This is a genomic window from Pseudomonas sp. GW821-FHT01C01 (genome assembly GCF_059422645.1).
In genome coordinates this window covers 28,423-52,991 of sequence record NZ_JBWKXF010000009.1, presented here as the reverse complement: position 1 = coordinate 52,991, position 24,569 = coordinate 28,423, and the positions used below count along the sequence as shown (strand labels likewise).

Genomic DNA, 24,569 nt, shown 5'->3' with positions numbered 1-24,569 from the left:
CCTCTCCCACAACCGGCGAAACGCCTGATAAACGCTTTATTGATGGTGCCGAATTAACGAACGCGACGCAGGTAGCCGTCCGGCGCAACGGTGAGCAGCAGCTTGTTCTGCATCTGCTGGTCGATGACGAAGTCCTGGTTCTCTTCCAGGTACTTCCACACTGCGGTTTTCGGGTTGTCGCCCGGGCCCCATGGACGGTCCGGGAAGAAGTCGGCCGGCATGTCTTCAACCACGGTGTCCATCACCACGCAGTAGCTGTCCACCGACACCAGTGGTGCGTAGAGGCGCAGCTCTTCCAGTACGTGGTCGTGGGTGTGGTTGGAATCGAGTACCAGAATGACTTTCTTGCCTTCGGCGGCGGCATGCACCTGGGCCGCGATTGCCGGGTCGATGCTCGAACCTTCGATCATTTTGATGCGCTTGCTCATCGGGTGGCTTTCGATGGCTTCGCGGTTGTGCGGGCGGATGTCCAGGTCGATACCCAGTACTTCGCCGTGGCCTTGCAGTTCCAGCAAGGAGGCGTAGTAGATGATCGAACCGCCGTGGGCAATACCGCACTCGATGACCAGGTCCGGCTTGACCTGCCAGATGATCTCTTGCATCGCCATCATGTCTTGCGGCAACTGGATGATCGGGCGCCCCATCCACGAGAAGTGGTAGCTGTACTTGTGCCTGGCCGATTCATTGAAGAAATCACGGGCCAGGCCAGTGAGTTTCTGATCGTCACCCTGCTGGGCGATCTGTTCCTGGCACTCGGCTTCGAAGGCTTTATTGATGCTGTTGTCGGTCATTTTCAAAATCTCAATAGTCACTGGAACGAAGCGCTGTCGACGGCGTGATAAACGTAGCGTCCATCGGTCATCCGCTTGATTTCTTCGAGGTAATTGGAGTTCATCACAAACAGGTTGGCACCTTCGGGCAAGGCATCCATGGCCTCTTGCGGCGACGACACCCGCACACCGCTCAAGGGCAGATAACGCCCCTGCTTGGCCGGGTTGATATCCACCACGCGGTCCACCGCCACTCCGGCCCGTTGCAGGAACAACGAATAGATCACGCCTTTGGACGACGCGCCCCAGATCGCCGAACCCTGCCCGGGTGCGGCCTGAATGATCTGCACCGCACGCGTCAGGCTGTGGGTGAAACCGTCGGGCAATGTCAGGCGTGGCACCGGTTGTTCCGGAGTCAGGCGCAACGTGGCCAGGTCGGCGACGATGTACAGGTACTGGCCACCAAACAGATGGCCGGCCTCATGCACGGTACCGAACATCCGCCGCAGGTCATCGAGGCGGAAATAATTGACGTGCTCGTAGAACAGATCGAACCAGGCACGGTGCTCAAGAATCCAGTCGAAGCACGGTACTTCGATGTAGATCTGTCCGCCCTGATTGGCCTCGGCCATCTCGGCCAGAAAGCTCACCGGGTCCTGGATATGCTCCAGCACATGGCGCAGCACGATGGCGTCTGCCGCCAGGCCCAGGCCACGGGTGAACGGGGCCTTGATCACGTCGGCGTTGTCGCCTTCGTAGGCCGGGTCGATGCCGGTGATGGCGTAGCCCAGGCCCTTGAGCAGTTCCAGAAAATAGCCCTTGCCGCAACCGACTTCGATCAGTTCCCGACCTTTGAAATGGCGGGCAATGATGCCTTCGACATCGCTCAGGTGCTTCTGGAACTGCACCGAATGCGCCTGCTCGTTCTGATAGTCGGCGTCGTAGCTGAGCTTGTCGGCGTCGAAGGCCTGATTGAAGATCAACCCGCTCTTCTCGTCCTGCACCAACACCATGTCGGCGCAGGCAGAGGCCTGGGCGGACTGCGAGTCGGCAAAGGTGCGATTTTGCAATACCGGCAGGTCACAGACCCGATACAACTCATGCCTCATGCTCTGCTCCCAATAACGCTTGCAAGCGGTCTGCCACACCCCAGAACGCCATCGGTTCGTGGGTCGGGTACGCGTAGTGCCCCAGGTTCAAACGAATCGATGCGCCACGTTCACGCAGGCGCTGTTCCACCAGCGCCCGGACCGAGATTGGCTGGCCGCTGGCACAGTTGATCACGCCGTTGAAGTCGCGCTGTTGCAGGATCGACGCCAGGTAACCGGCCGCCGTTTCGATGGCCAGGTAATCACGCAGCTGCTCGCCGGCCGACATGTTGAACGTGTCGGCCCCGGCATCAATGGCCCGGTCCAGTGCCGCCAACAAACTGTTGGGGTTCTGCCCGCTACCGTGCAGGTAAAACAGACGCACCCATTGCAGGTTGAACGGCTGAACCCGTTGCAGGTTTTCCAGGAACAGACGCAGGGTGTTTTTCGCCAGGCCATAAGGATTGGCAGGCTGCGGTGCGACGCGCTCATCGAGCGGCCCGCTCTGCATGCCATATTCAAAACAGGTACCCGTCACCAGTACCTGCGCCACACCAGCCTCGACAGCGCTCTTGATGAACCGGTAATCGGCCATCAGGTTGTGCTCGAAATGAAACAGCGCCTGATAGTTCGGCAACCCCGGCCACGCCAGATGCACGAGGGCATCGACTCCTTCGGTCAGTGCGGCAATGTCCAGACTGTCGGCGTGAATATCCGCCACGATGAATTCCACGGCATTGATCCACGGCATGTTCGAAGCCGTTTCGGCATTGCGCGCTACGGCGCGAACCGTGCAGCCACGTTCAAGCAACGCCGCAACCAAATGCCGGCCGACAAACCCGGTCGCCCCGGTGACCAGTACGTTCACAGTACAGTCAACTCAGGCACGGCAATCACGAAACGACCATCCCACTGCCGCACTTGGGCGAGTTGCTGGCTGACTTCGTGCAGCAGGTTCCACGGCAGGACCAACACGTAGTCCGGTTTTTCGATATCGATCTGCGTCGGCGACACGATCGGTATGCGACTGCCCGGCAAAAACTTGCCCTGCTTGTGCGGATTGGCATCGGCAACCCAGGCCAGCAAATCCGGTTTGACGCCAGCGTAGTTGAGCAAGGTGTTGCCCTTGGCCGCGGCGCCATAACCGACCACGCGCTTGCCGTCGGCCTTGGCCTGCAACAAAAAGCGCAGCAGTTCGTGCTTGATGCGTTCGGCCGCCGGGGCGAGTGTCGCGTAGTAATCAGGGGTTTTCACGCCAGCGGCGAGTTCGGCCTGCAACTGGTGTTGCACCGCCGGCAGCACTTCACGGCGCTGGCCGTCCATGCGCTGCACGAACACCCGCAGCGAACCACCATGGGTCGGCAACTGGCTGACGTCGAACACTTCAAGACCGTTGCGCACGCAGAGGGTTTGCACGGCGGTCAGCGACAAATAGGAATAGTGCTCGTGGTACAGCGTGTCGAACTGCTGGCCGGCCATCAGCGTCAGCAGTTGTGGAAATTCGAAGGTCGCCACGCCCGTCGGTTTGAGCAGGGTCGCGAAACCACCGAGGAAATCGTTGATATCCGGCACATGCGCCAGCACGTTGTTGGCGGCCATCAGGTCGGCGCCCCAGCCTTCGCCTTTCAACTGCGCGGCGGTGTCGCGACCAAAAAACAGTTCACGAATCTCCAGGCCTTTTTCCCGCGCCGCTTGCGCGGTGCTGCGGGTCGGCTCGACACCCAGGCAAGGGATGCCGCGCCTGGCTACGTACTGCAACAGGTAACCATCGTTGGCCGCCACTTCCACCACGCGGCTGTCGGTGGTCAGGCCGAAGCGCTCGACCATCTCACCCACATAATGCTCGGCATGGGCCAGCCAGGTACTGGAGAACGAACTGAAGTAGGCGTACTCGGCATCGAACAGGCTGTCGGCACTGGTGTAGTCCTCGGTTTGCACCAGCCAGCACTGCTGGCACACGGCAACCTTCAACGGCACCCATTGTTCGGCCTGTTCCAGTTGATCGACCCGCACGTACGCGTTGGACGGTGGCGAGGTGCCCAGGTCGATCAGCGGCAGGGTCAGCGCAGCGGCGCAACCACGGCAGTTCATAGACGCACTCCGGCGAAGTGTTCATCGAGCGCTGGATGACTGGCATCGCGCACCGACAGATTATTGACAGGCAATGGCCAGGTAATCGCCAGCCGTGGATCGAGCACCGACAACCCGCCTTCATGCTCCGGCGTGTAGTCATTGCTGTGCAGGTAAAGCAGTTCGGCGTCGGTGCTCAGGGTCTGGAAGCCATGGGCGAACCCGGCCGGAATCAACAGGCTGCGGCCATCGCCGGCACGCAGATGTTCGGCGTGCCAGTGCAGAAAGGTCTCGGAATCGCGACGCAAATCCACCGCGACATCCCAGACTTCACCGCGCAGGCAGGTGATCAATTTGGCTTCCGGCGCGTGGGCATTCTGGTAATGCAGGCCACGCACGCTGCCGCGTTCACGGGTGCAGGAGTGATTGATCTGGCGGATATGAAACGCCTGGCCAAACGCACTGAGGCTGCCCTCGCAAAACAACCGGGAAAAGTGCCCGCGCTCGTCCTCGAAGCGTTTGTGCTGGACGCTGAACAACCCGTTCAACGGCAGCGCCTTCAACAGAAACTCGCTCACAACGCGCCTCGGTACTGGTTCAATTGCGCCAGGCTGATGGCGCGCATGTCATCGCCGTTCTGCCACGCCAGATGCCAATCCAGGGTCTGGGTCAGGCACTGCTGCAACGACCAGCGCGCTTGCCAGCCCAGCAATTGACGGGCGCGGCTGCTGTCCAGGCGCAACAGGCCGGCCTCATGCATATCGCTCGGTTCGATGCGTAGCCCGCGCGCTTGCGGCCAGCGGCTGGCGAGCAGCTCGACCACTTCACCGACGCTGCACATGTCCGCTTCACCGGGACCGAAATTCCACGCCCCGGCGAATTTCGGGCCTTGCTCATACAGCCCGGCAGCCAGTTGCAGATACCCGGCCAACGGTTCCAGGGCGTGCTGCCATGGGCGTACCGCCTGCGGATAGCGCAAGGTCACGGGCTCATCCGCCGACCATGCCCGCAGTACGTCGGGAATCAACCGCTCCGGGGCGAAATCGCCTCCGCCGAGCACGTTGCCGGCGCGCGCCGTGGCCAACGCCAGGCCATGCTCGGCGTACTTTTCAGACGCAAAGAACGAGGCGGCATAGGATTGCGCCAGCAATTCGCAGCAAGCCTTACTGCTGCTGTAGGGATCGTGACCGCCCAACGCTTCGTTTTCGCGGTACGGCCACAGCCATTCCTGATTGGCGTAGACCTTGTCGGTGGTTACCAACACGCAGGCGCGCACGCCACCCACCTGGCGGATCGCTTCGAGCAGGTTGAGGGTGCCCATGACGTTGCTGGAATAGGTACCCAACGGGTCGCGATAACCTTCGCGCACCAGCGGCTGGGCCGCCAGGTGCAGGACGATTTCCGGCTGGGTCTCGGCGATCAGCTCCAGCAAGGCGCCGAGGTCACGCAGGTCGCCGCGCTGATCATTAATGCCGTCGTGAACGCGGGCCAGTTCGAACAGACTCGGCTCGGTGGACGGATCGAGGGAAAACCCGCTGACCTCGGCCCCCATACTTTGCAGCCACAACGTCAGCCAACTGCCCTTGAAACCCGTATGGCCGGTGACCAGCACCCGCTTGCCGCGCCAGAATTGCGAACTCAGTCCCATTGCTTCCATGGGGCCTCCCCACTCTGCCACAACGCTTCCAGGTGGTTCTTGTCACGCAGGGTGTCCATCGGGTGCCAGAAGCCGTCGTGCTGGAAAGCCTGCAATTGTTGTTCAGTGGCCAGCGCCGCCAGCGGTTCGGCTTCCCAGGAAGTTTGGTCGTCGCAGATATACGGCAGCACCTTGGGCGACAGGACGAAGAAGCCGCCATTGATCCAGCCGCCGTCACCACGCGGTTTCTCAATGAAACCCTTGACGCTGTCCCCGTCGCGCTCCAGCGCGCCGTAACGTCCCGGCGGTTGCACGGCGGTCACGGTGGCCAGCTTGCCGTGAGTCAGGTGGAAATCCACCAGGGCGCCAATGTTGAGGTCCGATACACCATCGCCGTAGGTAAAGCAGAACGCTTGCTCGCCTTCTACATAACGGGCGGCGCGACGCAGACGACCTCCGGTCATGGTTTCTTCGCCGGTATCGATCAGGGTCACGCGCCACGGTTCGCTGTAGTTCTGGTGAACGTCCATGCGGTTGTTGCACATGTCGAAGGTGACGTCGGAGGTATGCAGGAAGTAGTTGGCGAAGAAGTCCTTGATCGCATAGCCCTTGTAGCCAAGGCAGATCACGAAATCGTGGATTCCGTGAGCGGAGTACTGTTTCATGATGTGCCAGAGAATTGGCTTGCCGCCGATCTCGATCATCGGCTTGGGCTTGAGGTGCGACTCCTCGCTGATCCGCGTACCCAGGCCACCCGCCAAAATAACTGCCTTCATCCCTTCCCCTCTTGTTCGTCACAGGGCTCAGCCAAGCTGTATCAAGCTTTTGCGGGCCATCTGGGTTAAACCTGCCACCGTTCAGGGCGCATCCGGACTCACCGAAAGTGCTCGTTTTATGGCGATATAAGGGGGACTTGCAGGAAACGCGCCAGCTCTTTCAATCCGCTACCGGGCAAAGCCTGGCGGGTATCTTCAACGGTGATTGCAAAGTCTGGCGGCAAAAAAGGGTCATCACGCAATCCCGGGGAATTGTAGGAGCCGGCTTGCCGGCGATGGACTCAAGCGCGCCGCGTTTATCCAGTTCACCCGCGTTATCGTTGACGACCATCGCTGGCAAGCCAGCTCCTACAAGGGACCATGCCCACGCTGAAACTGTAGGAGCCGGCTTGCCGGCGATGGACGCAAGCGCGCCGCGTTTATCCAGTTCACCCGCGTTATCGTTGACGACCATCGCTGGCAAGCCAGCTCCTACAGGAGACCATGCCCACGCTGAAAATGAAGTGACCCGGGAAACTGTAGGAGCCGGCTTGCCGGCGATGGACGCAAGTGCGCCGCGTTTATCCAGCTCACCCGCGTTATCGTTGACGACCATCGCTGGCAAGCCAGCTCCTACAAGGGACCATGCCCACGCTGAATCTGTAGGAGCCGGCTGCCGGCGATGGACTCATCGTCGCCTGCCTGGTGGGAATCAATGTCCGGCGATCAGTCCGCCAGCCAGCCATTCTCCCAATAGCGCAAATTGTCGCCGCGCAGCACGTAGTCACGCAGCACGATCTCACGCAACTCATCGCCCATGCGATAGCTGGCGTCCGGATCGGCCAGGTGCATGCGAATCGCCTGCAGCCACTCATCCGTGGAGTTGGTTTTGATCCGGGTGCACGGCAGGTAGCCGCGATAGGCCTCGGTGTCGGTGCAGATCACCGGGTAACCGCAAGCGCCATACTCCAGCAGGCGCAGGTTGCTCTTGCAATCGTTGAAGATGTGGAACTCCAACGGTGCCAATGCCAGGTCCAGATTCAGGCTGGCCAGTTTGGCCGGGTAGACATCCAGCCCGATCACCCCGTGAAACTCATGCATGTACGGGCGCAAATCGTCCGGGCACATACCGAAGAACACCCAGTCGACTTCATTGGCCAATTCACGGACCACATCGGCGATCACCGCCAGGTCGCCGTGGTGGCTGGTACCGCCCCCCCAGCCGACCCGAGGCTTTTTCGATGTGCGGCGCTGACTGCGCAGGTCCGTCCACAAGTGCGACGCCAACATGTTGGGCACGACGCGAATGTCGTGATGCATGTCCGACAGCGCGTTACCCAGCGGCTCGGTGGAAACCACCACGCGATCGCACATGCCGATGGCGCGCCGGACCAGCTTCTCCATTTCGTCCTTGCCCGGCATGTTGCGGATATGCGCATTACGATGAGGGACGTTGATCACGAAGTCATCCAGCTCATAGATGCGTCGCGCGCTGGAGTATTTTTGCAGGCTCGGGATTTCGTTGATCGGACCTTCGGAATAGCGCCCCTGCAAGATGATCACGTCAGGCGAATGGCGCTCGACTTCGATGATGGTCGGCAGGTTGTAATGGATGCGCCCGTGCGCCCTGCCGGCGGCCTCCAGCTCAATCAGCGGTTGCGTGACCCGGTAATGACCGATGGCGGACGCATTGACCGGCAACGCGAGAATCTTCGGCAACTGAGCCTTGGAAAACGGGGTCCAGCCGGAGCGCAGACCCGGCTCGAGACTGAAGCTTGCCCCGCCCAATCCCTGCAACGCCAGGTTGGTGTTGTAGGCCGGATCACGGGCCACGATCGGCAGCCAGCGCTTGTAGAAAACCTCCTGCTCCTGTTCGCTGCGGGCCTGATCACCTTCTTGCGCCACCACGGCCGGTTGCGCGCCCAACGCCAGTTGAGCGTGCGGTGTCCATACCACCAGATAACCTTCCTGGCCAACGCGCAGGCACAGGTCCACCTCGTTGAGGGACTGCGCCAGGCCCTGCTCATCCAGGCCACCGACCGCATCAAAAACCGCCTTGCGCACCATCAGGCAATCGCCGCCGACGGCACTCAAATTGTGAGCGACCTGCAACCGGTACATGTACCCCGCCGCCTGCAGCAATTCACCATGGAACGGCACGCCGGCCGGCCCTTGCAACCCGAGTATCAGGCCGGCATGCAGCACGCGGCCATCGGGGTTGAACAGTTTGGCCCCGACCACGCCGACTTCCGGACGTTGCGCATGATTGAGCAGCTCGCCCAGCCATTCGGCCTGGGTGATAACCGTGTAGGGATTAAGCATCAGGACGTAGTCGCCAGCGGCTTGCTGCACGGCGAAATTGCGCACCGCCGCTGCGTTACCCTGCACCTCGCAGTTCAGCACCCGGATCCGCTCGCTGCCCAACTGCGCCATGCCGGCGAACCAGGCAAGCGCCTCGGCGCTCTCGCTGCCGTTGTCCACCAACAGCAACTCGTATTCGCCGTAGGCGGTTTTCTCCAGCAGACTCTCGACACAGCGTTGCAACGCCAGGGTCTGGTCCTTGCTGACGATTACGATCGACACCAGCGGCCGATCGCCATGCTGGTAGTCGACCCGATTGAGCAGCGCCGAACTGCCCTGGCGGACGTCGTGGGCGACACCCAGGCGTTGCAAGTGCGCCTCAAGCAACCGCGGATTGGTGTCCACCACTTCCGGCAGCGACAGCCATTCGGCCAAATCGAACGCCGACTCCAGCAGCACCTCCGAAATGTGCCCGATCACGTGCGTGCCGCCACTCTCGACCATGCGCCACAACACATCGTGTGGCGCCAGTTCGCCGTACACCGAGTCGAAACCGCCCAGCGCCAGGAACTGCTCGCGCTCGAATGCCAGCGCTCGCCCCACGTAGGGATAGCTGCGCATCAGGTCCAGGTTGAAATCCGGTTTGAACGCCGGCTCGGCCGACTCACCCTGATGCAATCCACCTTCGTCGCTGTACAGGCAGGTCAGCGTGCGTGACAGCGCGATTCGCTCGGCCATGATCAGCAAGGCCGGCGCCACCAGACGATCACCGGCACGCAGCAGATAGAACCAGCCAGTGCCTTCCAGTTGCGGCAACAGGATGTTGATCTGCTGCTGCCAGTTTTCTTGCAACGGCAAGCGGAACACACGTTCGTCCAGCTCGGCTTCAGTGCAGGATGCCGACAGCACCAGCGTCAGTTCAGGAGCGTAATCCTGATCCGCCAGCGATTGCAGAGTGAGCTCCAGCGCCGAACGGCTGCCGAGCTTATCGATGATGATCGCAACGATTTTGGGTTTGGATGGCCAAGTCTCCAACGTATCCGCCAGCAGCTCGCGCTGACCGTCGGTGAGACTGCGGCACGCCAGCCACTGGGCATACAGTTGCGCGAAACTGACACTGGCGATGCCGACATGCCAGTCCTGGGTGGTTTGCTTTGTGCCCAGGGTCCGGCTCAGCGGCAACTCTTCCCAAACCCGCGGCGACTCGTCCACTTTGGTCATTGGCAGATAGCGCACCCAGCCCTGAGCCGGCGCAGATTCACCACCACGGGCCTTGAGCATCTGCGACAGCCATTGCCGCTCGGTTTCGGCCGCGTCTTTCATCGACTGCTGGCTGCTCAACCGATCGGGGTACAGGCGCTCGACGCCGAGCACGTGATTGGACACCGCCAGATTGCCGCGCCGCATCAGGCATACGTACAAGGCGAAATCGAGGGTCGCGACGAAGCAATGGCCGGGCTGAGTCAGTGCCGGGAACAGCTCGAGCACGTCAGCCCGACGGAACATCGCGTTGCTGAAACCACCAAGGATATTGACCGGGAAGTTTTCGAAAATCGCCAGCAGGTCCTCACCCTTGAACACCCCGCCCACCGGCGAAAGCGGCGTGTTTTCGAGGCGCGAAGGCAGCGGCATGTCGTCGGCATCCCAGAGCAGGCGCTGGGCGACAACCAGGTTGACGTCGGCACAATCGATGAACACCTGGGCCTGGCGCTCGATGCAGGCAGAGAACAACTGGTCATCATCACAAAGAAACTTGATGTACTCGCCCTGCGCCTGCTCCAGGCACGCTTGCAGGTTGCCCACCAATCCCAGGGTGCGTTCGTTACGCACATAGCGCACGGTCGCGCCCTGCTCGACCACCGACGCAACGATGTCCTCGATCTCCCGACCGCGACTGTCATCGCAAACGATGATCTCCAGATTGCCATAGCTCTGACTCACAGCCGTGTGCAATGCACGACTGAAAAAGCGTGGATTGAAGGCAGGAATGACCAGGCTGACAAGCGGGAGTGAATTCACGGCGGGCTCACAGGCGGCGCGAGCCCGCCCTGAAAAGCGAGCCCTTTGTTACCGCAAAAAAGACGATAAACACTGAAGGGGCAAGGCAATCGGGCGCCTGCGCGCCCGACGACCATCAGATCTTGTTGAACAGGCCCAGCTGGGAAATCTTGCTGAACGCCAGCTGCGCAGCTTGCAACATGGTCTGCTGCAAGGTCAGGCGAGTCATGACTTCAGCCGGGTCCGAATCGCGAATCGACGATTGGGTCGCCGTGTTCGCCAGGGTCAGGCTTTCGTTGGTCGCGGTCTGGTTATCCAGCGCCTGACCGCGGGCACCAATCGTGGTGATGGCCGAGCCGATCTGGTTGGCTGCACTGTCGATGTTGCCCATTCCCGACTCCATGGCCCCCAGAAAATTCTGCTTGGCCACTGGATCACCGTCGATCGGCGTATTCAGTGCGGTGATCATCTGACCCAGGGTGTCGAGCACGTTCTGGGTCTGATGGTTGTTGGACTGAATCACGAACTGGTCGCCGGACGCCGGGGCGCCACCGCCCAAGGCAAAGGTCACGCCCGCCGCGGTGGCATTGCCGCCCGATACGGTGCCCGACGAGACCGGCTTGCTGTCGGCGGTGATCGGGGCTGCATACAGGTCGAAATTGGTGGCGCTGGTGAACTTGAGGATCGCCCCGCCCGACGGGAAGGCATTGGTGTAATCCGTCGGGTTGGTCACGCTGGAACCGGTGATGACCGCGGTCGACGAGTTACCGGCGCTGCGCGACGTGTTGAAGGTATCCGACGTGGAAGACAGATTGAAACTGTGACCGGCGATCACCGCATCCGGGTTGGTATCACCGGACTTGAGGTTGATGTTCAGCTTCAGGTCGACACCACGGAAACTGACCGTCTGGTTGGCTCCGTTGGCGTTGCTGATCACGCCGTTCTGGCTGGCTTCAGCGGTCACGTCGTTACCCAGCGAATCGGTGATCTTCAGTTGGGTGCTGCTGAGAAAGCTGACAGTGTATGGCTGGCCACCAGAGAACTTCGCGTTGTAGGTGGAGCTGGTGCCGACCGTACCGTTGGACAGCACCACGCGACCGTCATCCACCGCCGGAGCGGTCATGGTGGTCTGGGTGCGGCTGGTGTTGATGGTCTGCTGGAACGCATCCCAGCCAGTGGTGTTGGTCCCGACTGTCATGCCATCGCCAATGCCAAGGTCGATGGTGCTCTGGTCACCGTTGTAGCTGTAGGTGCCGTCCGAGTTCTGCGAATAAGGCGCGGTGTCAGTCTTCGAGCCGGAGAATACGTAGTTACCGTTCGCGTCCTTGGAGTTCATCAGGCCCAGCACTTGTTGCTGGATCTGGCCCAACTCCGACGCATAGGCCTTGCGGTCAGCGTCGGTGGCAATGCCGTTGCTGGCGGCGAGGGCCAGTTCCTTGGCGCGCTGCAAAGCGGTACCGATGGAGTTGAGCGTTGTTTCCTGCAGACTCAACGCACTCTTGGTACTTTCGATGTTGGTGCCGTACTGATCAAGCATCGCGCTCTGCTGGCCCAGTTGCAGCAAACGACCGGCACCGATCGGATCATCGGCGGCGGTGTTGATGCGGGTCAGGCTGCTGGCTTCGTTGCTGGTCGCGATCGCCTTGTTGAAGTTGCGCTGGTAGTTGGCAGCGGTGATTTCGTAATACTGGGCGGTGGAAATGCGCATGAATTACGACTCCTTAAAGGCTGTTGATCAGCGTGGTGAAAATTTCCTGCGCAGCCTTGATGATCTGCGAAGACGCGGTGTAGTACTGCTGGTACTTGACCAGGTTGCCGGTTTCTTCATCCAGGTCGACCCCGGAGTTCGAATCCCGTGCACCTTTGGCATTGGCCAGGATCGCCGTGGTGGCATCACCGTCGGACTTGCCCTGGGCAGCCTTGGCGCCGACGTTGGTCACCAGCTTGTTGTAGGCATCGGTCAGGCTGATGCCCTTGCTCGCCGTGCCGGTGTCTACGGTCTGTTTGGTTTGCAGGCCCACCAGGGCTTGAGCGTTGCGGTTGTCCGAGGACGCCGCGCCGGCCAGGTTGATGGTGAAGCTTTCGCCGCTGGCTGGCGTGGCGCCGACCGTGGTCTGCACGGTGAACGTCTTCTGCACGGCCGGCGTGACGCTGGTGTCCATGACCGGAGCACCCGTGGCATCGACCATGCCCACATTCAGGTTCAGGGTGTTGCTTTGGCCGGGAACGATGGTGCCGGTGCCGATCGAGTTGCCCTTGGCATCGACCATGTTGTAGTTCTGGCTACCGCCGCTGGCCGCCCCGAACACCAGTTTGACCGGCGTCGAGTACTTGAGCGCGGTCTGCATTTCCGCCTGGGCCGCCGGATTGTAGATATCGATGGTGCTGGTCAGCGTCGGCTGGGTATAGGTGCCGGTGTTGTTGGCATTGGTCACGCCGGTCAACGGTGCTGCCGCCGCAATTTTTTTCGGGTCGGTGAGCACGGTCTGGATGCTGGCCGCCGCGCCACGGGTCGGCGTCACCTTGAACGAATCGCCAGCGCTCAGTGCACCGCCGTTGAGGTTCAGGCTGAAGCCGTCGATCACCGGAGCCGGGGTCGTCGTGGTGCTGAACGCGCCCATGTCAGTGCCGTCGGAGCGCTTGACGGTGTAGTTGGTCGCGCTGGTGAACGTCACCTGATAGTCGCTGGTGGTCAGCTTGCCGGTGTCCTTGATGGTGACATCCAGGTTGCCGGAGCCGGCACTGTTGCCCGCCGCCGCAATGCTGCGCTGACTGACCAGCGCGGCACTGTTGATGTTGTTGAAGATCGCCGCGCCGAAATCACCGTTCTTGTCGATGCCTTGCGCCTGCTGGCTGTTGATCTGGTCAGCAACCACCAGTGCCACGCGCCCCAGCTCATTGAGCGAAGGATCGAGCACTTCCTTGCGGTAAGTCAGCAGACCGCCGATTTCACCGCCGCTGACCACGGAAGTCACGTCGATGGTGCTGGAGCCACGGTTCAGCTGCAGCGCCATGCGCGATGGATCATCCTTGCCCAGTACGGTTTGCAGCGTATTGGTGGTGTTGCCGACCACCAGCGGCTGACCGCTGCCGATGTAGACGTCGTAGCTGTTGCCACGTTCGACAACCTGGGTACCGACCAGCTCGGACAGTTGGCGCACGGCCTCGTTGCGCGAGTCCAGCAGGTCGTTTGGCTGGCTGCTGCCGGTGGAGAGTTCGGAGATCTTCTGGTTGAGCGTGGCAATTTTGGTGGACAGTTTGTTCACCTGGTCCGCCATGTCCCCCAGGCTGCCGTTCAGGTTGGTGTTCTGGTCGTTCAACTGCTTGGCGATCGAATTGAAGCGGCTGGACAGGGCCTGGGCACCGGTCAGCACCGACTGGCGGGACGTGTCGTCGGTGGCCGACGTCGCAACGCCTTGCATCGACGTGAAGAACTTTTGCAGCACACCGGTCAGCCCGGTGTTGGTATCGGAAAGCGTGGCGTCCAGCGGAGTGGCCTGAGCGTTATACGACGCCGCTTCACTGTTGAGCGAAGTGGCAGTACGCAGCTGCGAATCGAGGTAGGAGTTGTACACGCGACGCACATCGGCCAGCGTCGTGCCGGTGCCGATGAACACGTTGCCGTACTGAATCGAGCCCTTGGTGCTCTGCACAGATTGCTGGCGCGAGTACCCGGCGGTGTCGACGTTGGCAATGTTGTTGCCGGTCGTCACCAACGAGTTATGGCCAGCACTCAGCCCCGACATCCCGATATTGAGCAAACTCATGATTCAGACCTTATACCTTGTGCCTATAAAGGCGTGGTGGAAACGCCCGCCGCAGCGTAGTTCTGGTAACTCGTCATCTGCTTGGCTATCTGCGAAATCTTGCTTGCGTAGTCCGGGTCGGTTGCGTAACCGGCCTTCTGCAACTCGCGTACAAACTGTTCTGGGTTATCGGCCGACTTCACGACATCTTGATAGCGATTATTGGTCTGCAGCAAAGTCACAAGGTCATGGAAACTGTCCTTGTAGGAGTCATAGGAACGGAACTCGGCCGTCTCCTTGACCATCTGCCCGTTTCTGAATTCGCTGGTGATCGCCCGCGCCGAATTACCCTGCCAACTGCTGCCGGCCTTGATGCCGAACAGGTTGTGGCTGCTGCTGCCGTCCTGCTGGCGCATGACCGATTTGCCCCAACCGGTTTCCAGGGCTGCCTGGGCCACCAGGTAACGTGGATCGACACCAATCCGGGCGGCCGCTTCCTTGGCCATCGGCAACATGGTGTTGACGAAATCGTCAGCGGAGTTGAAGGCTTTTTTCGCCGGCGCCAGAGGAATCTGCGCCATGGCGCGACCGTAGATCTGCATGCCTGCGCCGGAAGCCTGCTGCGCATTCGCCAGCCAGTCGCCGTTGTACAGCGGACCCGAGCCGGTGGTCGTCGCGCGCTCAGGCAATGCTGTCTTGTTGACCGTCGTCGTGGCAGCAGTCGTCGCCGAAGGCACCAGCCCGGCCAACAGTCGATCAGCCAGCTTCGGCGGCAATGCCAGGCGTCGCTGGTTGATCAGCGCCATGTCATTGCGATGACCACCCTCACCCGCGTCTTGCGGCGCCTGGACCGATCGCGAAGCCCACAATGGACGCTGGCCATTGACCCGCGACAACGGCCCATTGATTGCCACCGTGCCTGCCGCCACCGGCGTTTGCACGGCAGCCTTGGCGGCCTCTTGTTTGGCGAGCGACGCGGCGGCCGCTTCGCCCGGCGCCAATGGCTTGTTCTTCGACATCTGGCGCATCAGCACGTCAGCCAGACCGATACCACCGCCCTCGCGGGACATGGAGACGGCCAGTTGCTGGTCGTACATTTCCTGGTACTGCTTGGCCGCTGGCGTGTTCATCGGATTGTCCTGCCCCAGCGCCTCAGTGGCCGAGCGCATCGACTTGAGCATCTCACCGAGGAACAGCGATTCGAACTCTTGCGCCACCTTGCGCATGTTGCCGTCGCTGTTCTTGTCGCCGACCTTGAGCTGATTCAGACGATTGAGGTCCGAATAGGAACCCGAATCGCTGCTGCTGACCAGACCGCTCTTGCGCATATCCACGATGGCCGTCCTCAGATCACGATCAGATCGGCTTGCAGGGCGCCGGCCTGCTTCAGCGCTTCGAGGATGGCCATCAAGTCACCCGGTGCCGCGCCAACCTGGTTCACCGCACGCACGATCTCGTCGAGGGTGGTGCCAGGGCCGAACTTGAACATCGGCTTGGCTTCCTGCTGGGCATTGACTTTCGAACGCGGCACCACCGCCGTCGTGCCATTGGACAGAGGGCCCGGCTGGCTGACAATCGGGTCTTCGGTGATGGTCACGGTCAGGCTGCCGTGGGTCACGGCGGCCGGGGAAACCTTGACGTTCTGGCCGATCACGATGGTACCGGTCCGGGAGTTGATGATGACTTTCGCCACTGCCTGGCCCGGATCGATTTCGAGGTTTTCGAGGATCGACAGGTAGTCGACCCGCTGGCTCGGATCGAGCGGCGCGGTAACGCGAATCGAGCCACCGTCGATGGCCTGGGCCACGCCAGGGCCGAGCATGTCGTTGATCTTGTCGACGACGCGTTTGGCGGTGGTGAAGTCGGAACGGTTGAGGTTCAGCGTCAGGCTGTTGCCCTGGTTGAAACCGCTCGGAACCGCACGCTCTACCGATGCACCACCGGGGATGCGACCGGCCGACGGAACGTTGACGGTGATCTTTGAGCCGTCTCGACCTTCCGCATCGAAACCGCCAACCACCAGGTTTCCCTGGGCGACCGCGTAGACGTTGCCGTCAATACCCTTGAGTGGCGTCAGCAGCAAGGTGCCGCCACGTAAACTCTTGGAGTTGCCGATGGACGAAACGGTGATGTCGACCTGCTGACCCGGCTTGGCGAACGCCGGCAGATCGGCACTGATCGACACCGCTGCAACGTTCTTCAACTGCACGTTGCCCGAACCCGGCGGCACCTTGATGCCGAACTGCGAGAGCATGTTGTTGAAAGTCTGCAGGGTGAACGGGGTTTGCGTCGTCTGGTCACCTGTGCCGTTAAGCCCGACCACCAGGCCATAACCGATCAATTGGTTGGAGCGCACGCCGGAAATGCTGGCGATGTCCTTCAGGCGCTCGGCTTGAGCATTGAAGGCTGCCGACAGCATCAGAGCGGCCACCATAAGGTGTTTGAAGTTCAACATGCTCAACTGGAAAGCCACCTAGAAAGGGAACAGCGGGCTGAGGAAGAAACGGTCGAACCAGCCTGGCTGACTCGCATCGGCAAACGAACCGGTGCCCGAGTAGGTGATGCGCGCATCGGCGACACGGGTCGACGACACGGTGTTGTCGGTAGAGATGTCATCGGCGCGAACAAGGCCGGCAATCCGTACCAGTTCGTCGCCGGTGTTGAGGGTCATCCACTTCTCGCCGCGCACCGCGATAATGCCGTTGGGCAACACATCGGCGACGGTCACGGTGATCGAACCGGTCAGGGTGTTGCCCTGCGCCGCCTTGCTGTCACCCTTGGTGGCGCGGTCGCCTTCGTAGCTGGCGTCAATACTCAGATCGCCACTACCAAACGGGTTGTTGGTGTTAGGCGTAGAGCCGAACAACGAGGTCAGGCCAATGCTGGTCTTGCTGTTCTTGCCAATTTGCGAGTTGGCGTTTTTGCTGGCCTGGGTCTTTTCGTTCAGGGTGATGGTGATGATGTCACCGATCCGGAACGCCTTGCGGTCGCTGTAAAGGTTCTGTTCGAAACCGGCCTGATAGATCGAGCCGTTGTTCGCGGCCGCCGGCAACGGCGTGCGCGGCAACACCGGAGCGTAGTAAGGGTCATTCGGCTTGGGCGTCGCAGGAACGCAACCTGCGAGCGCGGTGATCCCACTCAGTGCCAGAACAGATACATAGCGATTCATGACCCTACCTCACGGTGTTGCAGGCAGCCTCATGGCCGCCTCATAGACTGATTACAGATTCTGCGTTACGAACGAGAGCATCTGGTCGGCGGTGGAGATCACCTTGGAGTTCATCTCGTAGGCACGCTGGGTGGTGATCATGTTGACCATCTCCTCAACGGTGCTGACGTTGGACGTTTCCAGGGTGTTCTGCAGCATGGTGCCGAAACCGTTCAGGCCCGGTGTGCCGACCTGTGGCGCGCCACTGGCAGCGGTTTCCAGAAACAGGTTGTTGCCCACGGCCTGCAGGCCCGCCGGGTTGATGAAGTCGGCGGTTTGCAAGTTGCCGATCACCTGGGCAGCCGGGTTGCCGGCAACGGTGATGGACACAGTGCCGTCGCGGCCGACCGTGAAGGTCTGCGCGTCGTTCGGAATGACAATGGCCGGCTCCAGGGCAAAGCCGCTGGCGTTGACGATCTGGCCGTTGGAGTCCAGGTGGAACGTACCGTCACGGGTGTAGGACGTGGTGCCGTCCGGTTGCAGGATCTGGAAGAAACCGCGACCGTCGATGGCCATGTCCAGTGGCTGCTCGGTGGTTTGCAGGCTACCGGCGGTGAAGTTTTTCTGGGTGCCGACGATGCGCACACCGGTACCCAGTTGCAGACCCGACGGCAGTTCGCTGTCCTGGGTCGACTGGGCGCCTGGTTGACGCTTGATCTGGTAGAGCAGGTCCTGGAACTCGGCGCGGTCACGTTTGAAACCCGTGGTCGACACGTTGGCCAGGTTGTTGGAAATGGTGGTCAGGTTGGTGTCCTGGGCGGACAGACCTGTTTTGGCAACCCATAGAGCCGGAAGCATTCGATTCTCCTCGTGCGCCTGTTTTACGGCGCGACGTTCTGGTAATTAGCTGATCTGCAAGACCCGAGCCATGGCCTGGTCATCGTCTTTGGCGGTGTTCATCATCTTGATGTGCAGCTCGAACTGCTTGGACAAGGCCAGTACCGAGGTCATCTCTTCCACGGCATTGACGTTGCTCGACTCGAGGAACCCGGACACCAGCTTGACGTTGGCATCGGCCTGCGCCGGCTTGCCGTCCTTGGTGTGGATCGAACCGTCCAGGCCCTTGGTCATGTTCTTGAAGTCCGGGTTGACCAGCTTGATGCGGTCGACTTCAGCCATCACCCGCGGCCCTTCGCCCATCGCGCGGATGCTGATGGTGCCGTCCTCACCGACTTCGATCTGCTGCTCGGGCGGCACGGCAATCGGCCCGCCATTGCCCATGACCGGCATGCCGTTGCCGGCGCGCAGCACGCCCAGGGCGTCAACGTTCAGGCTGCCGGTGCGCACATAGCTTTCACCGCCATCGGGATTCTGTACGGCAATCCAGCCGTTGCCTTGCACGGCAACGTCGAGGTCGCGACCGGTTTCCACCAGTGAGCCCGGAGAGAAATCGGTGGCCGGGCGTTCGGACATGGCAAACGCACGCGCCGGAAAGCTGTCACCGAACACCGGCATCGAACGGGCCTGCTCCAGGTCTTTCTGGAAGCCGTTGGTGGAGATGTTCGCGAGGTTGTTGGCATGAGCCTTTTGCGCCAGTGCATTCTGGCTGGCGCCGGTCATTGCCACATAAAGGTACTTGTCCACACTCTTTCCTCTGCCTGCCGGACGTTTGCCGTCCACTGCTGTACTGCTGAGCCATAAGCAATTTGCAGACCAACTTGTTTTCGGCGGTGCGAGGCCCGGCAAACAGGGGACTTGGAGGATTCAGAGGGGATTTGTGATTTGTATCAGAGACGAAAAACCGGCGGTGTCATGCCGCTTACGGCAAACGTCGACCTTAAGAGTTCGCCGAAACCTCTGTAGCAGCTGCCGAGCCTGCGAGGCTGCGTTCGGCAGCTGCTACAGGACCTAGGCGATACCCGACTCTTTGCCAACGTCGTACTCACGCAACTTGTTGGCAATGGTGGTGTGGGAAACACCGAGTCGCTTGCCCAGTTGCCGACTGCTCGGATGCTCGGAATACAGCCGTTCCAGCACAGCCTTCTCGAAACGCCCGACGATCTCGTCCAGCCCGCCTTCCAGCGAAAAATCGCCAAGGGGCTGACGCACGCCGTAATCCGGCAGACGAATGTGCTCGGCCTTGACCGTGCCGCCGTCGCACAGGGAAACCGCCTGGAACAACACGTTCTCCAGTTGCCGCACGTTACCGGGCCAATGGTAATGACTGAGCCGCTCCATGGCTGCCGGGGCGAGTTTGGGCAACGGGCATCCGATCTGCCGACTGGCCTGATCGAGGAAGTGCTCCACCAGCGGCGTCAAGCCGTCGAGGCACTCGCGCAACGGCGGGATGTGCAGCGACAACACATTCAAGCGGTGATACAGGTCCTGGCGGAACTCGCCGCGCGCGCACAACTCGGACAGGTCGACCTGGGTCGCGCAAATGACCCGCACATCGAGGTAGACCTCTTCATCGCTGCCCACACGACGGAAGCAACCGTCCTGCAGGAAGCGCAGCAATTTCACCTGTAAGCGCGGGCTCATTTCCCCGACGCCATCGAGAAACAGCGTACCGCCCGCCGTCAGCTCCAGCAGCCCGAGCTTGCCTTCGGCCCGCGCGCCTTCGAAAGCACCCGGGCCATAACCGAACAATTCCGTCTCGGCCATCGACTCCGGCAGACCGGCGCAATTGAGCGCCATCAATGGCGACTGCCCCCGAGGACTGGCCAAATGGCAGGCCCGCGCCAGCAACTCTTTGCCGGTGCCGGTTTCCCCTTCTATCAATAGCGGTGCATCCAGCGGCGCCATGCGTCGCGCTTCGCGTACAACAGCGGCCATCACTTTCGAACTTTGGAAAATGCTGTCGAAGCCACGCAATTCTTGCTTGCGCACGTTATAGATGCGTTCGCCCACCCGATCGGCGCGATGCAATGTCAGCACCGCACCGGCCATGGCCTCACTGTCGTCATGTTCCGATTGCAGCGGCGCGATGTCGGCCAGGAACACGTCCCCTTTGACCTTGACCCGCAGCCCGTTGATCCGCGACTTGTTGGCGCGCACCAGTTCCGGCAGATCGAAATCTTCGGCGTACCGCGACAGGGGAATCCCCGGCACCTCGTCGACCCGCACCCCCAACAACTGCGCCGCCGCACGGTTGGCTGCGACGATGGAACCGCCCATGTCGATCGACAGCACCGGAAACTCCAGCGCACCGAGCAGTGCATTGAGCTCCATGTGCCGACGCTCGCTGGGCATCAGCCCTACACGCTTGACGCCAAAAACCCCGGCAATCGCTTCGAACTTCGGACGCAAGGCCTGGAATTGAATGTTGATCAGGTTCGGGCAATGCAGGTAGATGGCGTTGCCATGCTCACCGCCCACCTCGCCGCGAGCCACGTTGATCCCGTACTCCACCAACAGATTGAGAATGTCGCGCAGGATGCCGATGCGGTTCTGGCAGTGGACTTTGATACGCATATAAAGGCCCGAAAATGCAGTGAGTGAGATTGAGGTCCTGTGGGAGCGGGCTTGCTCGCGAAAGCGTCGGCATAGCCAACATTGATGCATCAGACAGACCGCTTTCGCGAGCAAGCCCGCTCCCACAGGGGTATTGCGGTGCGCGTTCGATCGCATTTTTCTTTCGAGGCGCTCAGATAGCTGTCAAGATTATGTGACAGGCAAAGCGTTTTTCATACCAGCAAATCTCAGTAGCTACGCGGCAACCGCCATAACGTAACGAAAACTTTACGATAATTGAGGAGTTTTCCTACGTTCGTCGCCGAGCACCTGCTGCAACAGTGCAATTCATGGGGTATTTCTAGGTCCATAGCAGTACATAACAAGAACGAAATCCCCTAGCAGGAGAGCAGCATGAAGCAGACGCAATACGTGGCTCGCGAGCCCGATGCGCAAGGTTTTATCGACTACCCCGCCGAAGAACACGCGGTGTGGAACACGCTGATCACTCGTCAACTGAAAGTGATCGAAGGGCGTGCGTGCCAGGAGTACCTGGACGGTATCGAAAAACTCGGTCTGCCCCACGACCGCATTCCTCAACTCGGCGAAATCAACAAGGTCCTCGGTGAAACCACCGGCTGGCAAGTTGCCCGGGTTCCCGCACTGATTCCCTTCCAGACCTTTTTCGAATTGCTGGCCAGCAAGCAGTTTCCGGTGGCGACCTTTATTCGCACCCGCGAAGAACTGGATTACCTGCAAGAGCCGGACATTTTCCACGAGATCTTTGGTCACTGCCCGCTGCTGACCAACCCCTGGTTCGCCGAATTCACCCACACCTACGGCAAACTCGGCCTCAAGGCTTCGAAGGAAGAACGCGTGTACCTGGCGCGCCTGTACTGGATGACCATTGAGTTCGGCCTGGTCGACACCCCGCAAGGCCAGCGCATCTACGGCGGTGGCATCCTGTCTTCACCCAAGGAAACCGTCTACTGCCTGTCGAACGAGCCTGAACATCAAGCCTTCAACCCGCTGGAATGCATGCGCACGCCTTACCGCATCGACATCCTGCAACCCCTGTATTTCGTTCTGCCGAACCTCAAGCGCCTGTTCGACCTGGCCCACGAAGACATCATGGGCATGGTCAAGCAAGCGATGCAGATGGGTCTGCACACACCGAAATTTCCGCCGAAGGCTGCGTGAACCGCTACTTTTGCTGACAAGTGAGTCTGTCAGTCACCGTCGCTTTGGTTTAGCGTGACGGCACTGTCGACCGATATAAAAACACTCGACTCCAGGAAACACACCATGTCCACTTTGAACCAAGCCCATTGCGAAGCCTGCCGCGCCGACGCCCCACAAGTCAGCGATGAAGAACTGCCGATCCTGATCAAGCAGATCCCGGACTGGAACATCGAAGTACGCGACAGCATCATGCAGCTGGAAAAGGTCTTCCTGTTCAAGAACTTCAAACATGCACTGGCCTTCACCAACGCCGTCGGTGAAATCTCCGAAGCCGAAGGCCATCACCCGGGCCTGCTGACCGAGTGGGGCAAAGTCACCGTGACCTGGTGGAGCCACTCGATCAAGGGCCTGCACCGCAACGACTTCATCATGGCCGCACGCACTGACGAAGTGGCCAAGGACGCCGAGGGCCGCAAGTAATGCATTTCGACGCCATTGGTCGAGTGCCTGGCGACCCGATTCTGGGCCTGATGGAGGCCTATGCGCAGGACCCGAACCCGCGCAAGTTCGATTTGGGCGTGGGCGTCTACAAAGACGCCCAGGGCCTGACGCCGATTCTCGAATCGGTGAAGCTTGCCGAGCAGCGCCTGGTGGACCGTCAGTCCACCAAGACCTACATCGGTGGTCACGGCGAGCCAGCGTTCGGCAAGGCAATCAATGAACTGGTGCTGGGCACCGACTCGAAACTGATTGCCGAACAACGCGCCGGCGCCACTCAGACCCCCGGTGGCACGGGTGCGCTGCGCCTGAGCGCGGACTTCATCGCCCAATGCCTGCCAGGGCGTGGCGTGTGGTTGAGCAACCCGACCTGGCCGATCCACGAGAGCATTTTCGCGGCAGCCAAGGTCAAGGTCAGCCACTACCCCTACGTCGGCAGCGACAATCGACTGGATGTCGATGGCATGCTGGCGGCGCTGAATGAAGCGCCCAAGGGTGACGTGGTTTTGCTGCACGCCTGCTGCCACAACCCGACCGGTTTCGACCTGTCCCAGGATGACTGGCAGAGGGTGCTGGAGGTAGTACGCAAGCGCGAACTGCTGCCACTGATCGACTTCGCGTATCAAGGATTCGGCGATGGGATGGAGCAGGATGCGTGGTCGACCCGGTTGTTCGCCGCCGAGTTGCCGGAACTGCTGATCACCAGTTCCTGCTCGAAGAACTTCGGCCTGTACCGCGACCGCACCGGCGCGCTGATTGTCTGCGCGAAAACCGCCGACAAGCTGATCGACATCCGCAGCCAGCTGGCCAACATCGCCCGCAACCTGTGGTCGACGCCGCCGGATCACGGTGCTGCCGTGGTCGCGACCATCCTCGGCGATCCGGAGCTGAAAAACCTCTGGGCTGACGAAGTGGAAGCCATGCGCCTGCGTATCGCCCAACTGCGCAGCGGTTTGGTGGAAGCACTGGAGCCTCACGGTTTGCGCGAGCGCTTTGCGCACATTGGCGTACAGCGCGGGATGTTCTCCTACACCGGATTGACACCGGATCAGGTCAAGCAACTGCGCGAGCATCACAGCGTGTACATGGTCAACTCCGGCCGGGCCAACGTCGCAGGCATTGATGCCACGCGCCTGGACCTGCTGGCCGAGGCAATCGCCCAAGTCTGCAAGTAACCCCCCTGTGGGAGCGGGTTTGCTCGCGAATGCGGTGTGTCAGGCGATGCAAATGTCGACTGATCAGACCTCTTCGCGAGCAAGCCCGCTCCCACATTTGCTGTGTGTTGCCCCCTCTAGACCTGTCTTTACAACCCCATCCGTCGAAACAAATGGATATAAAAGTCTGTTTGTCATTTTCAGTGCTGTATCCTGCCCAGGCTTTTTTTAAAGCGCGGATCTACCAGATCTATCAACAGACTTAGCGAGGAGCGCGACTATGCACGAGATTCCTAATCTCCCCTTCCCAAGCCTGCACGTACCTGAGCAGACGACCACGCAGCAAGCCGGTGCCCAACAGCCCGAGCCGAAAGAAGCCACTGGCAGTCGCCAGGCTGACAGCGAAGACTGAAACACCCGCCGTACAGACCGTGTGGAAAGCGCTAACATGCGCTTTCCACACTGCCTGAAACGCGAGCCAGTACCATGACCGATGAACTCAACGAAACCTTCGATGAAAAGCAGGCCAGCGTCCTGATCGGCACCGCCGAGAAAATGATCGAGATCTGGAATCGCCTCTCCCCCGAAAAACAAGCCGCTTTGCTCGCCCGCTTCGGCAGCGAAGAAAATGCGCTGGCCGCCCTGGTCACCACGCAGCTGGTCGCTCCCGTCAAACCTGAATGACACCGCCCGGCAAATAGTTTTACTTTTTCACAACCCACGACCGTTCACACCGCTATCATAAGCAGCCTATCTATCCTGCTTTGCCG

General features: G+C 60.6%; 22 protein-coding genes. 5 read left to right on the top strand and 17 right to left on the bottom strand.

Going from position 1 to position 24,569, the window contains the following annotated elements; translation table 11 throughout:
* Nucleotides 1-53: 53 nt before the first annotated feature.
* The 17 genes from AC07XF_RS08785 to AC07XF_RS08705 form a co-directional block, all read right to left on the bottom strand.
* Nucleotides 54-791, bottom strand: coding sequence for a CmcI family methyltransferase (locus AC07XF_RS08785; RefSeq protein ID WP_204932438.1), 738 nt, complete (start codon nucleotides 789-791; stop codon nucleotides 54-56).
* A 17-nt stretch (nucleotides 792-808) separates the two neighbouring features.
* Nucleotides 809-1,879 carry a class I SAM-dependent methyltransferase gene (locus AC07XF_RS08780; RefSeq protein WP_495026181.1) on the bottom strand — a complete coding sequence of 357 codons (1,071 nt, stop codon included), beginning with the start codon at nucleotides 1,877-1,879 and terminating at the stop codon, nucleotides 809-811.
* On the bottom strand, nucleotides 1,869-2,726 hold the full coding sequence (locus tag AC07XF_RS08775; RefSeq protein ID WP_495026180.1) for an NAD-dependent epimerase/dehydratase family protein: 858 nt from the start codon (nucleotides 2,724-2,726) through the stop codon (nucleotides 1,869-1,871). The genes AC07XF_RS08780 and AC07XF_RS08775 overlap by 11 nt, the downstream gene beginning before the upstream one ends.
* On the bottom strand, nucleotides 2,723-3,949 hold the full coding sequence (locus tag AC07XF_RS08770) for a methyltransferase domain-containing protein (protein ID WP_495026179.1): 1,227 nt from the start codon (nucleotides 3,947-3,949) through the stop codon (nucleotides 2,723-2,725). Before AC07XF_RS08770 ends, AC07XF_RS08775 begins: the two co-directional genes overlap by 4 nt.
* A complete protein-coding gene (locus AC07XF_RS08765; RefSeq protein ID WP_495026178.1) occupies nucleotides 3,946-4,506 on the bottom strand; it encodes a dTDP-4-dehydrorhamnose 3,5-epimerase family protein in 561 nt (186 codons plus the stop codon). Before AC07XF_RS08765 ends, AC07XF_RS08770 begins: the two co-directional genes overlap by 4 nt.
* Nucleotides 4,503-5,585: a CDP-glucose 4,6-dehydratase gene (gene rfbG / locus AC07XF_RS08760; protein ID WP_495026177.1), complete on the bottom strand. Its 1,083-nt coding sequence runs from the start codon at nucleotides 5,583-5,585 to the stop codon at nucleotides 4,503-4,505. Before rfbG ends, AC07XF_RS08765 begins: the two co-directional genes overlap by 4 nt.
* Entirely contained in the window at nucleotides 5,567-6,340 is a 774-nt protein-coding gene (gene rfbF, locus AC07XF_RS08755) for a glucose-1-phosphate cytidylyltransferase (protein WP_495026176.1), read from the bottom strand. The genes rfbG and rfbF overlap by 19 nt, the downstream gene beginning before the upstream one ends.
* 160 nt (nucleotides 6,341-6,500) lie before the next feature.
* Nucleotides 6,501-6,935, bottom strand: a complete 435-nt coding sequence (locus AC07XF_RS08750) for a hypothetical protein (RefSeq protein ID WP_495026175.1) — start codon at nucleotides 6,933-6,935, stop codon at nucleotides 6,501-6,503.
* 110 nt (nucleotides 6,936-7,045) lie between these two features.
* On the bottom strand, nucleotides 7,046-10,639 hold the full coding sequence (locus tag AC07XF_RS08745; RefSeq protein ID WP_495026174.1) for a glycosyltransferase: 3,594 nt from the start codon (nucleotides 10,637-10,639) through the stop codon (nucleotides 7,046-7,048).
* Between the two features lie 115 nt (nucleotides 10,640-10,754).
* Entirely contained in the window at nucleotides 10,755-12,326 is a 1,572-nt protein-coding gene (locus AC07XF_RS08740) for a flagellar hook-associated protein 3 (protein WP_495026173.1), read from the bottom strand.
* A 13-nt stretch (nucleotides 12,327-12,339) separates the two neighbouring features.
* Nucleotides 12,340-14,385 (bottom strand): flagellar hook-associated protein FlgK, encoded by a 2,046-nt coding sequence (gene flgK / locus AC07XF_RS08735; protein WP_495026172.1) that lies wholly within the window; start codon nucleotides 14,383-14,385, stop codon nucleotides 12,340-12,342.
* Between the two features lie 23 nt (nucleotides 14,386-14,408).
* A complete protein-coding gene (flgJ, locus tag AC07XF_RS08730; RefSeq protein ID WP_495026171.1) occupies nucleotides 14,409-15,698 on the bottom strand; it encodes a flagellar assembly peptidoglycan hydrolase FlgJ in 1,290 nt (429 codons plus the stop codon).
* An 11-nt stretch (nucleotides 15,699-15,709) separates the two neighbouring features.
* On the bottom strand, nucleotides 15,710-16,819 hold the full coding sequence (locus AC07XF_RS08725; protein ID WP_116263173.1) for a flagellar basal body P-ring protein FlgI: 1,110 nt from the start codon (nucleotides 16,817-16,819) through the stop codon (nucleotides 15,710-15,712).
* Between the two features lie 18 nt (nucleotides 16,820-16,837).
* Complete coding sequence (gene flgH / locus AC07XF_RS08720) at nucleotides 16,838-17,533, bottom strand: flagellar basal body L-ring protein FlgH (protein WP_495026170.1); 696 nt, start codon at nucleotides 17,531-17,533, stop codon at nucleotides 16,838-16,840.
* 51 nt (nucleotides 17,534-17,584) lie between these two features.
* Entirely contained in the window at nucleotides 17,585-18,370 is a 786-nt protein-coding gene (flgG, locus tag AC07XF_RS08715) for a flagellar basal-body rod protein FlgG (RefSeq protein WP_046037724.1), read from the bottom strand.
* Nucleotides 18,371-18,415: 45 nt separating this feature from the next.
* Entirely contained in the window at nucleotides 18,416-19,156 is a 741-nt protein-coding gene (locus AC07XF_RS08710; protein WP_008001803.1) for a flagellar basal body rod protein FlgF, read from the bottom strand.
* A 264-nt stretch (nucleotides 19,157-19,420) separates the two neighbouring features.
* Complete coding sequence (locus AC07XF_RS08705) at nucleotides 19,421-20,986, bottom strand: sigma-54-dependent transcriptional regulator (protein WP_442096835.1); 1,566 nt, start codon at nucleotides 20,984-20,986, stop codon at nucleotides 19,421-19,423.
* Nucleotides 20,987-21,379: 393 nt separating this feature from the next.
* Here AC07XF_RS08705 and phhA point away from each other — a divergent pair, with 393 nt between their 5' ends.
* From phhA to AC07XF_RS08680, 5 genes are all read left to right on the top strand, one after another.
* Nucleotides 21,380-22,165, top strand: a complete 786-nt coding sequence (phhA, locus tag AC07XF_RS08700; protein ID WP_495026169.1) for a phenylalanine 4-monooxygenase — start codon at nucleotides 21,380-21,382, stop codon at nucleotides 22,163-22,165.
* Nucleotides 22,166-22,270: 105 nt separating this feature from the next.
* Nucleotides 22,271-22,627 (top strand): 4a-hydroxytetrahydrobiopterin dehydratase, encoded by a 357-nt coding sequence (locus tag AC07XF_RS08695; RefSeq protein ID WP_007975310.1) that lies wholly within the window; start codon nucleotides 22,271-22,273, stop codon nucleotides 22,625-22,627.
* Nucleotides 22,627-23,820: an amino acid aminotransferase gene (locus AC07XF_RS08690; RefSeq protein WP_495026168.1), complete on the top strand. Its 1,194-nt coding sequence runs from the start codon at nucleotides 22,627-22,629 to the stop codon at nucleotides 23,818-23,820. The genes AC07XF_RS08695 and AC07XF_RS08690 overlap by 1 nt, the downstream gene beginning before the upstream one ends.
* Nucleotides 23,821-24,079: 259 nt before the next feature.
* Nucleotides 24,080-24,211, top strand: coding sequence for a hypothetical protein (locus AC07XF_RS08685; protein WP_007984112.1), 132 nt, complete (start codon nucleotides 24,080-24,082; stop codon nucleotides 24,209-24,211).
* A gap of 74 nt (nucleotides 24,212-24,285) precedes the next feature.
* Nucleotides 24,286-24,483 (top strand): hypothetical protein, encoded by a 198-nt coding sequence (locus AC07XF_RS08680; RefSeq protein WP_495026167.1) that lies wholly within the window; start codon nucleotides 24,286-24,288, stop codon nucleotides 24,481-24,483.
* Nucleotides 24,484-24,569: the final 86 nt, after the last annotated feature.

What these genes read in the sequence shown, in the direction of transcription:
- AC07XF_RS08785 (WP_204932438.1), bottom strand. Translation starts at nt 791, where the DNA reads ATGACCGACAACAGCATCAATAAAGCCTTCGAAGCCGAGTGCCAGGAA.
- AC07XF_RS08780 (WP_495026181.1), bottom strand. Translation starts at nt 1,879, where the DNA reads ATGAGGCATGAGTTGTATCGGGTCTGTGACCTGCCGGTATTGCAAAAT.
- AC07XF_RS08770 (WP_495026179.1), bottom strand. Translation starts at nt 3,949, where the DNA reads ATGAACTGCCGTGGTTGCGCCGCTGCGCTGACCCTGCCGCTGATCGAC.
- rfbG (WP_495026177.1), bottom strand. Translation starts at nt 5,585, where the DNA reads ATGGAAGCAATGGGACTGAGTTCGCAATTCTGGCGCGGCAAGCGGGTG.
- rfbF (WP_495026176.1), bottom strand. Translation starts at nt 6,340, where the DNA reads ATGAAGGCAGTTATTTTGGCGGGTGGCCTGGGTACGCGGATCAGCGAG.
- AC07XF_RS08750 (WP_495026175.1), bottom strand. Translation starts at nt 6,935, where the DNA reads ATGGTCGTCAACGATAACGCGGGTGAGCTGGATAAACGCGGCGCACTT.
- AC07XF_RS08740 (WP_495026173.1), bottom strand. Translation starts at nt 12,326, where the DNA reads ATGCGCATTTCCACCGCCCAGTATTACGAAATCACCGCTGCCAACTAC.
- flgK (WP_495026172.1), bottom strand. Translation starts at nt 14,385, where the DNA reads ATGAGTTTGCTCAATATCGGGATGTCGGGGCTGAGTGCTGGCCATAAC.
- AC07XF_RS08725 (WP_116263173.1), bottom strand. Translation starts at nt 16,819, where the DNA reads ATGTTGAACTTCAAACACCTTATGGTGGCCGCTCTGATGCTGTCGGCA.
- flgH (WP_495026170.1), bottom strand. Translation starts at nt 17,533, where the DNA reads ATGAATCGCTATGTATCTGTTCTGGCACTGAGTGGGATCACCGCGCTC.
- flgG (WP_046037724.1), bottom strand. Translation starts at nt 18,370, where the DNA reads ATGCTTCCGGCTCTATGGGTTGCCAAAACAGGTCTGTCCGCCCAGGAC.
- AC07XF_RS08705 (WP_442096835.1), bottom strand. Translation starts at nt 20,986, where the DNA reads ATGCGTATCAAAGTCCACTGCCAGAACCGCATCGGCATCCTGCGCGAC.
- phhA (WP_495026169.1), top strand. Translation starts at nt 21,380, where the DNA reads ATGAAGCAGACGCAATACGTGGCTCGCGAGCCCGATGCGCAAGGTTTT.
- AC07XF_RS08695 (WP_007975310.1), top strand. Translation starts at nt 22,271, where the DNA reads ATGTCCACTTTGAACCAAGCCCATTGCGAAGCCTGCCGCGCCGACGCC.
- AC07XF_RS08690 (WP_495026168.1), top strand. Translation starts at nt 22,627, where the DNA reads ATGCATTTCGACGCCATTGGTCGAGTGCCTGGCGACCCGATTCTGGGC.
- AC07XF_RS08685 (WP_007984112.1), top strand. Translation starts at nt 24,080, where the DNA reads ATGCACGAGATTCCTAATCTCCCCTTCCCAAGCCTGCACGTACCTGAG.
- AC07XF_RS08680 (WP_495026167.1), top strand. Translation starts at nt 24,286, where the DNA reads ATGACCGATGAACTCAACGAAACCTTCGATGAAAAGCAGGCCAGCGTC.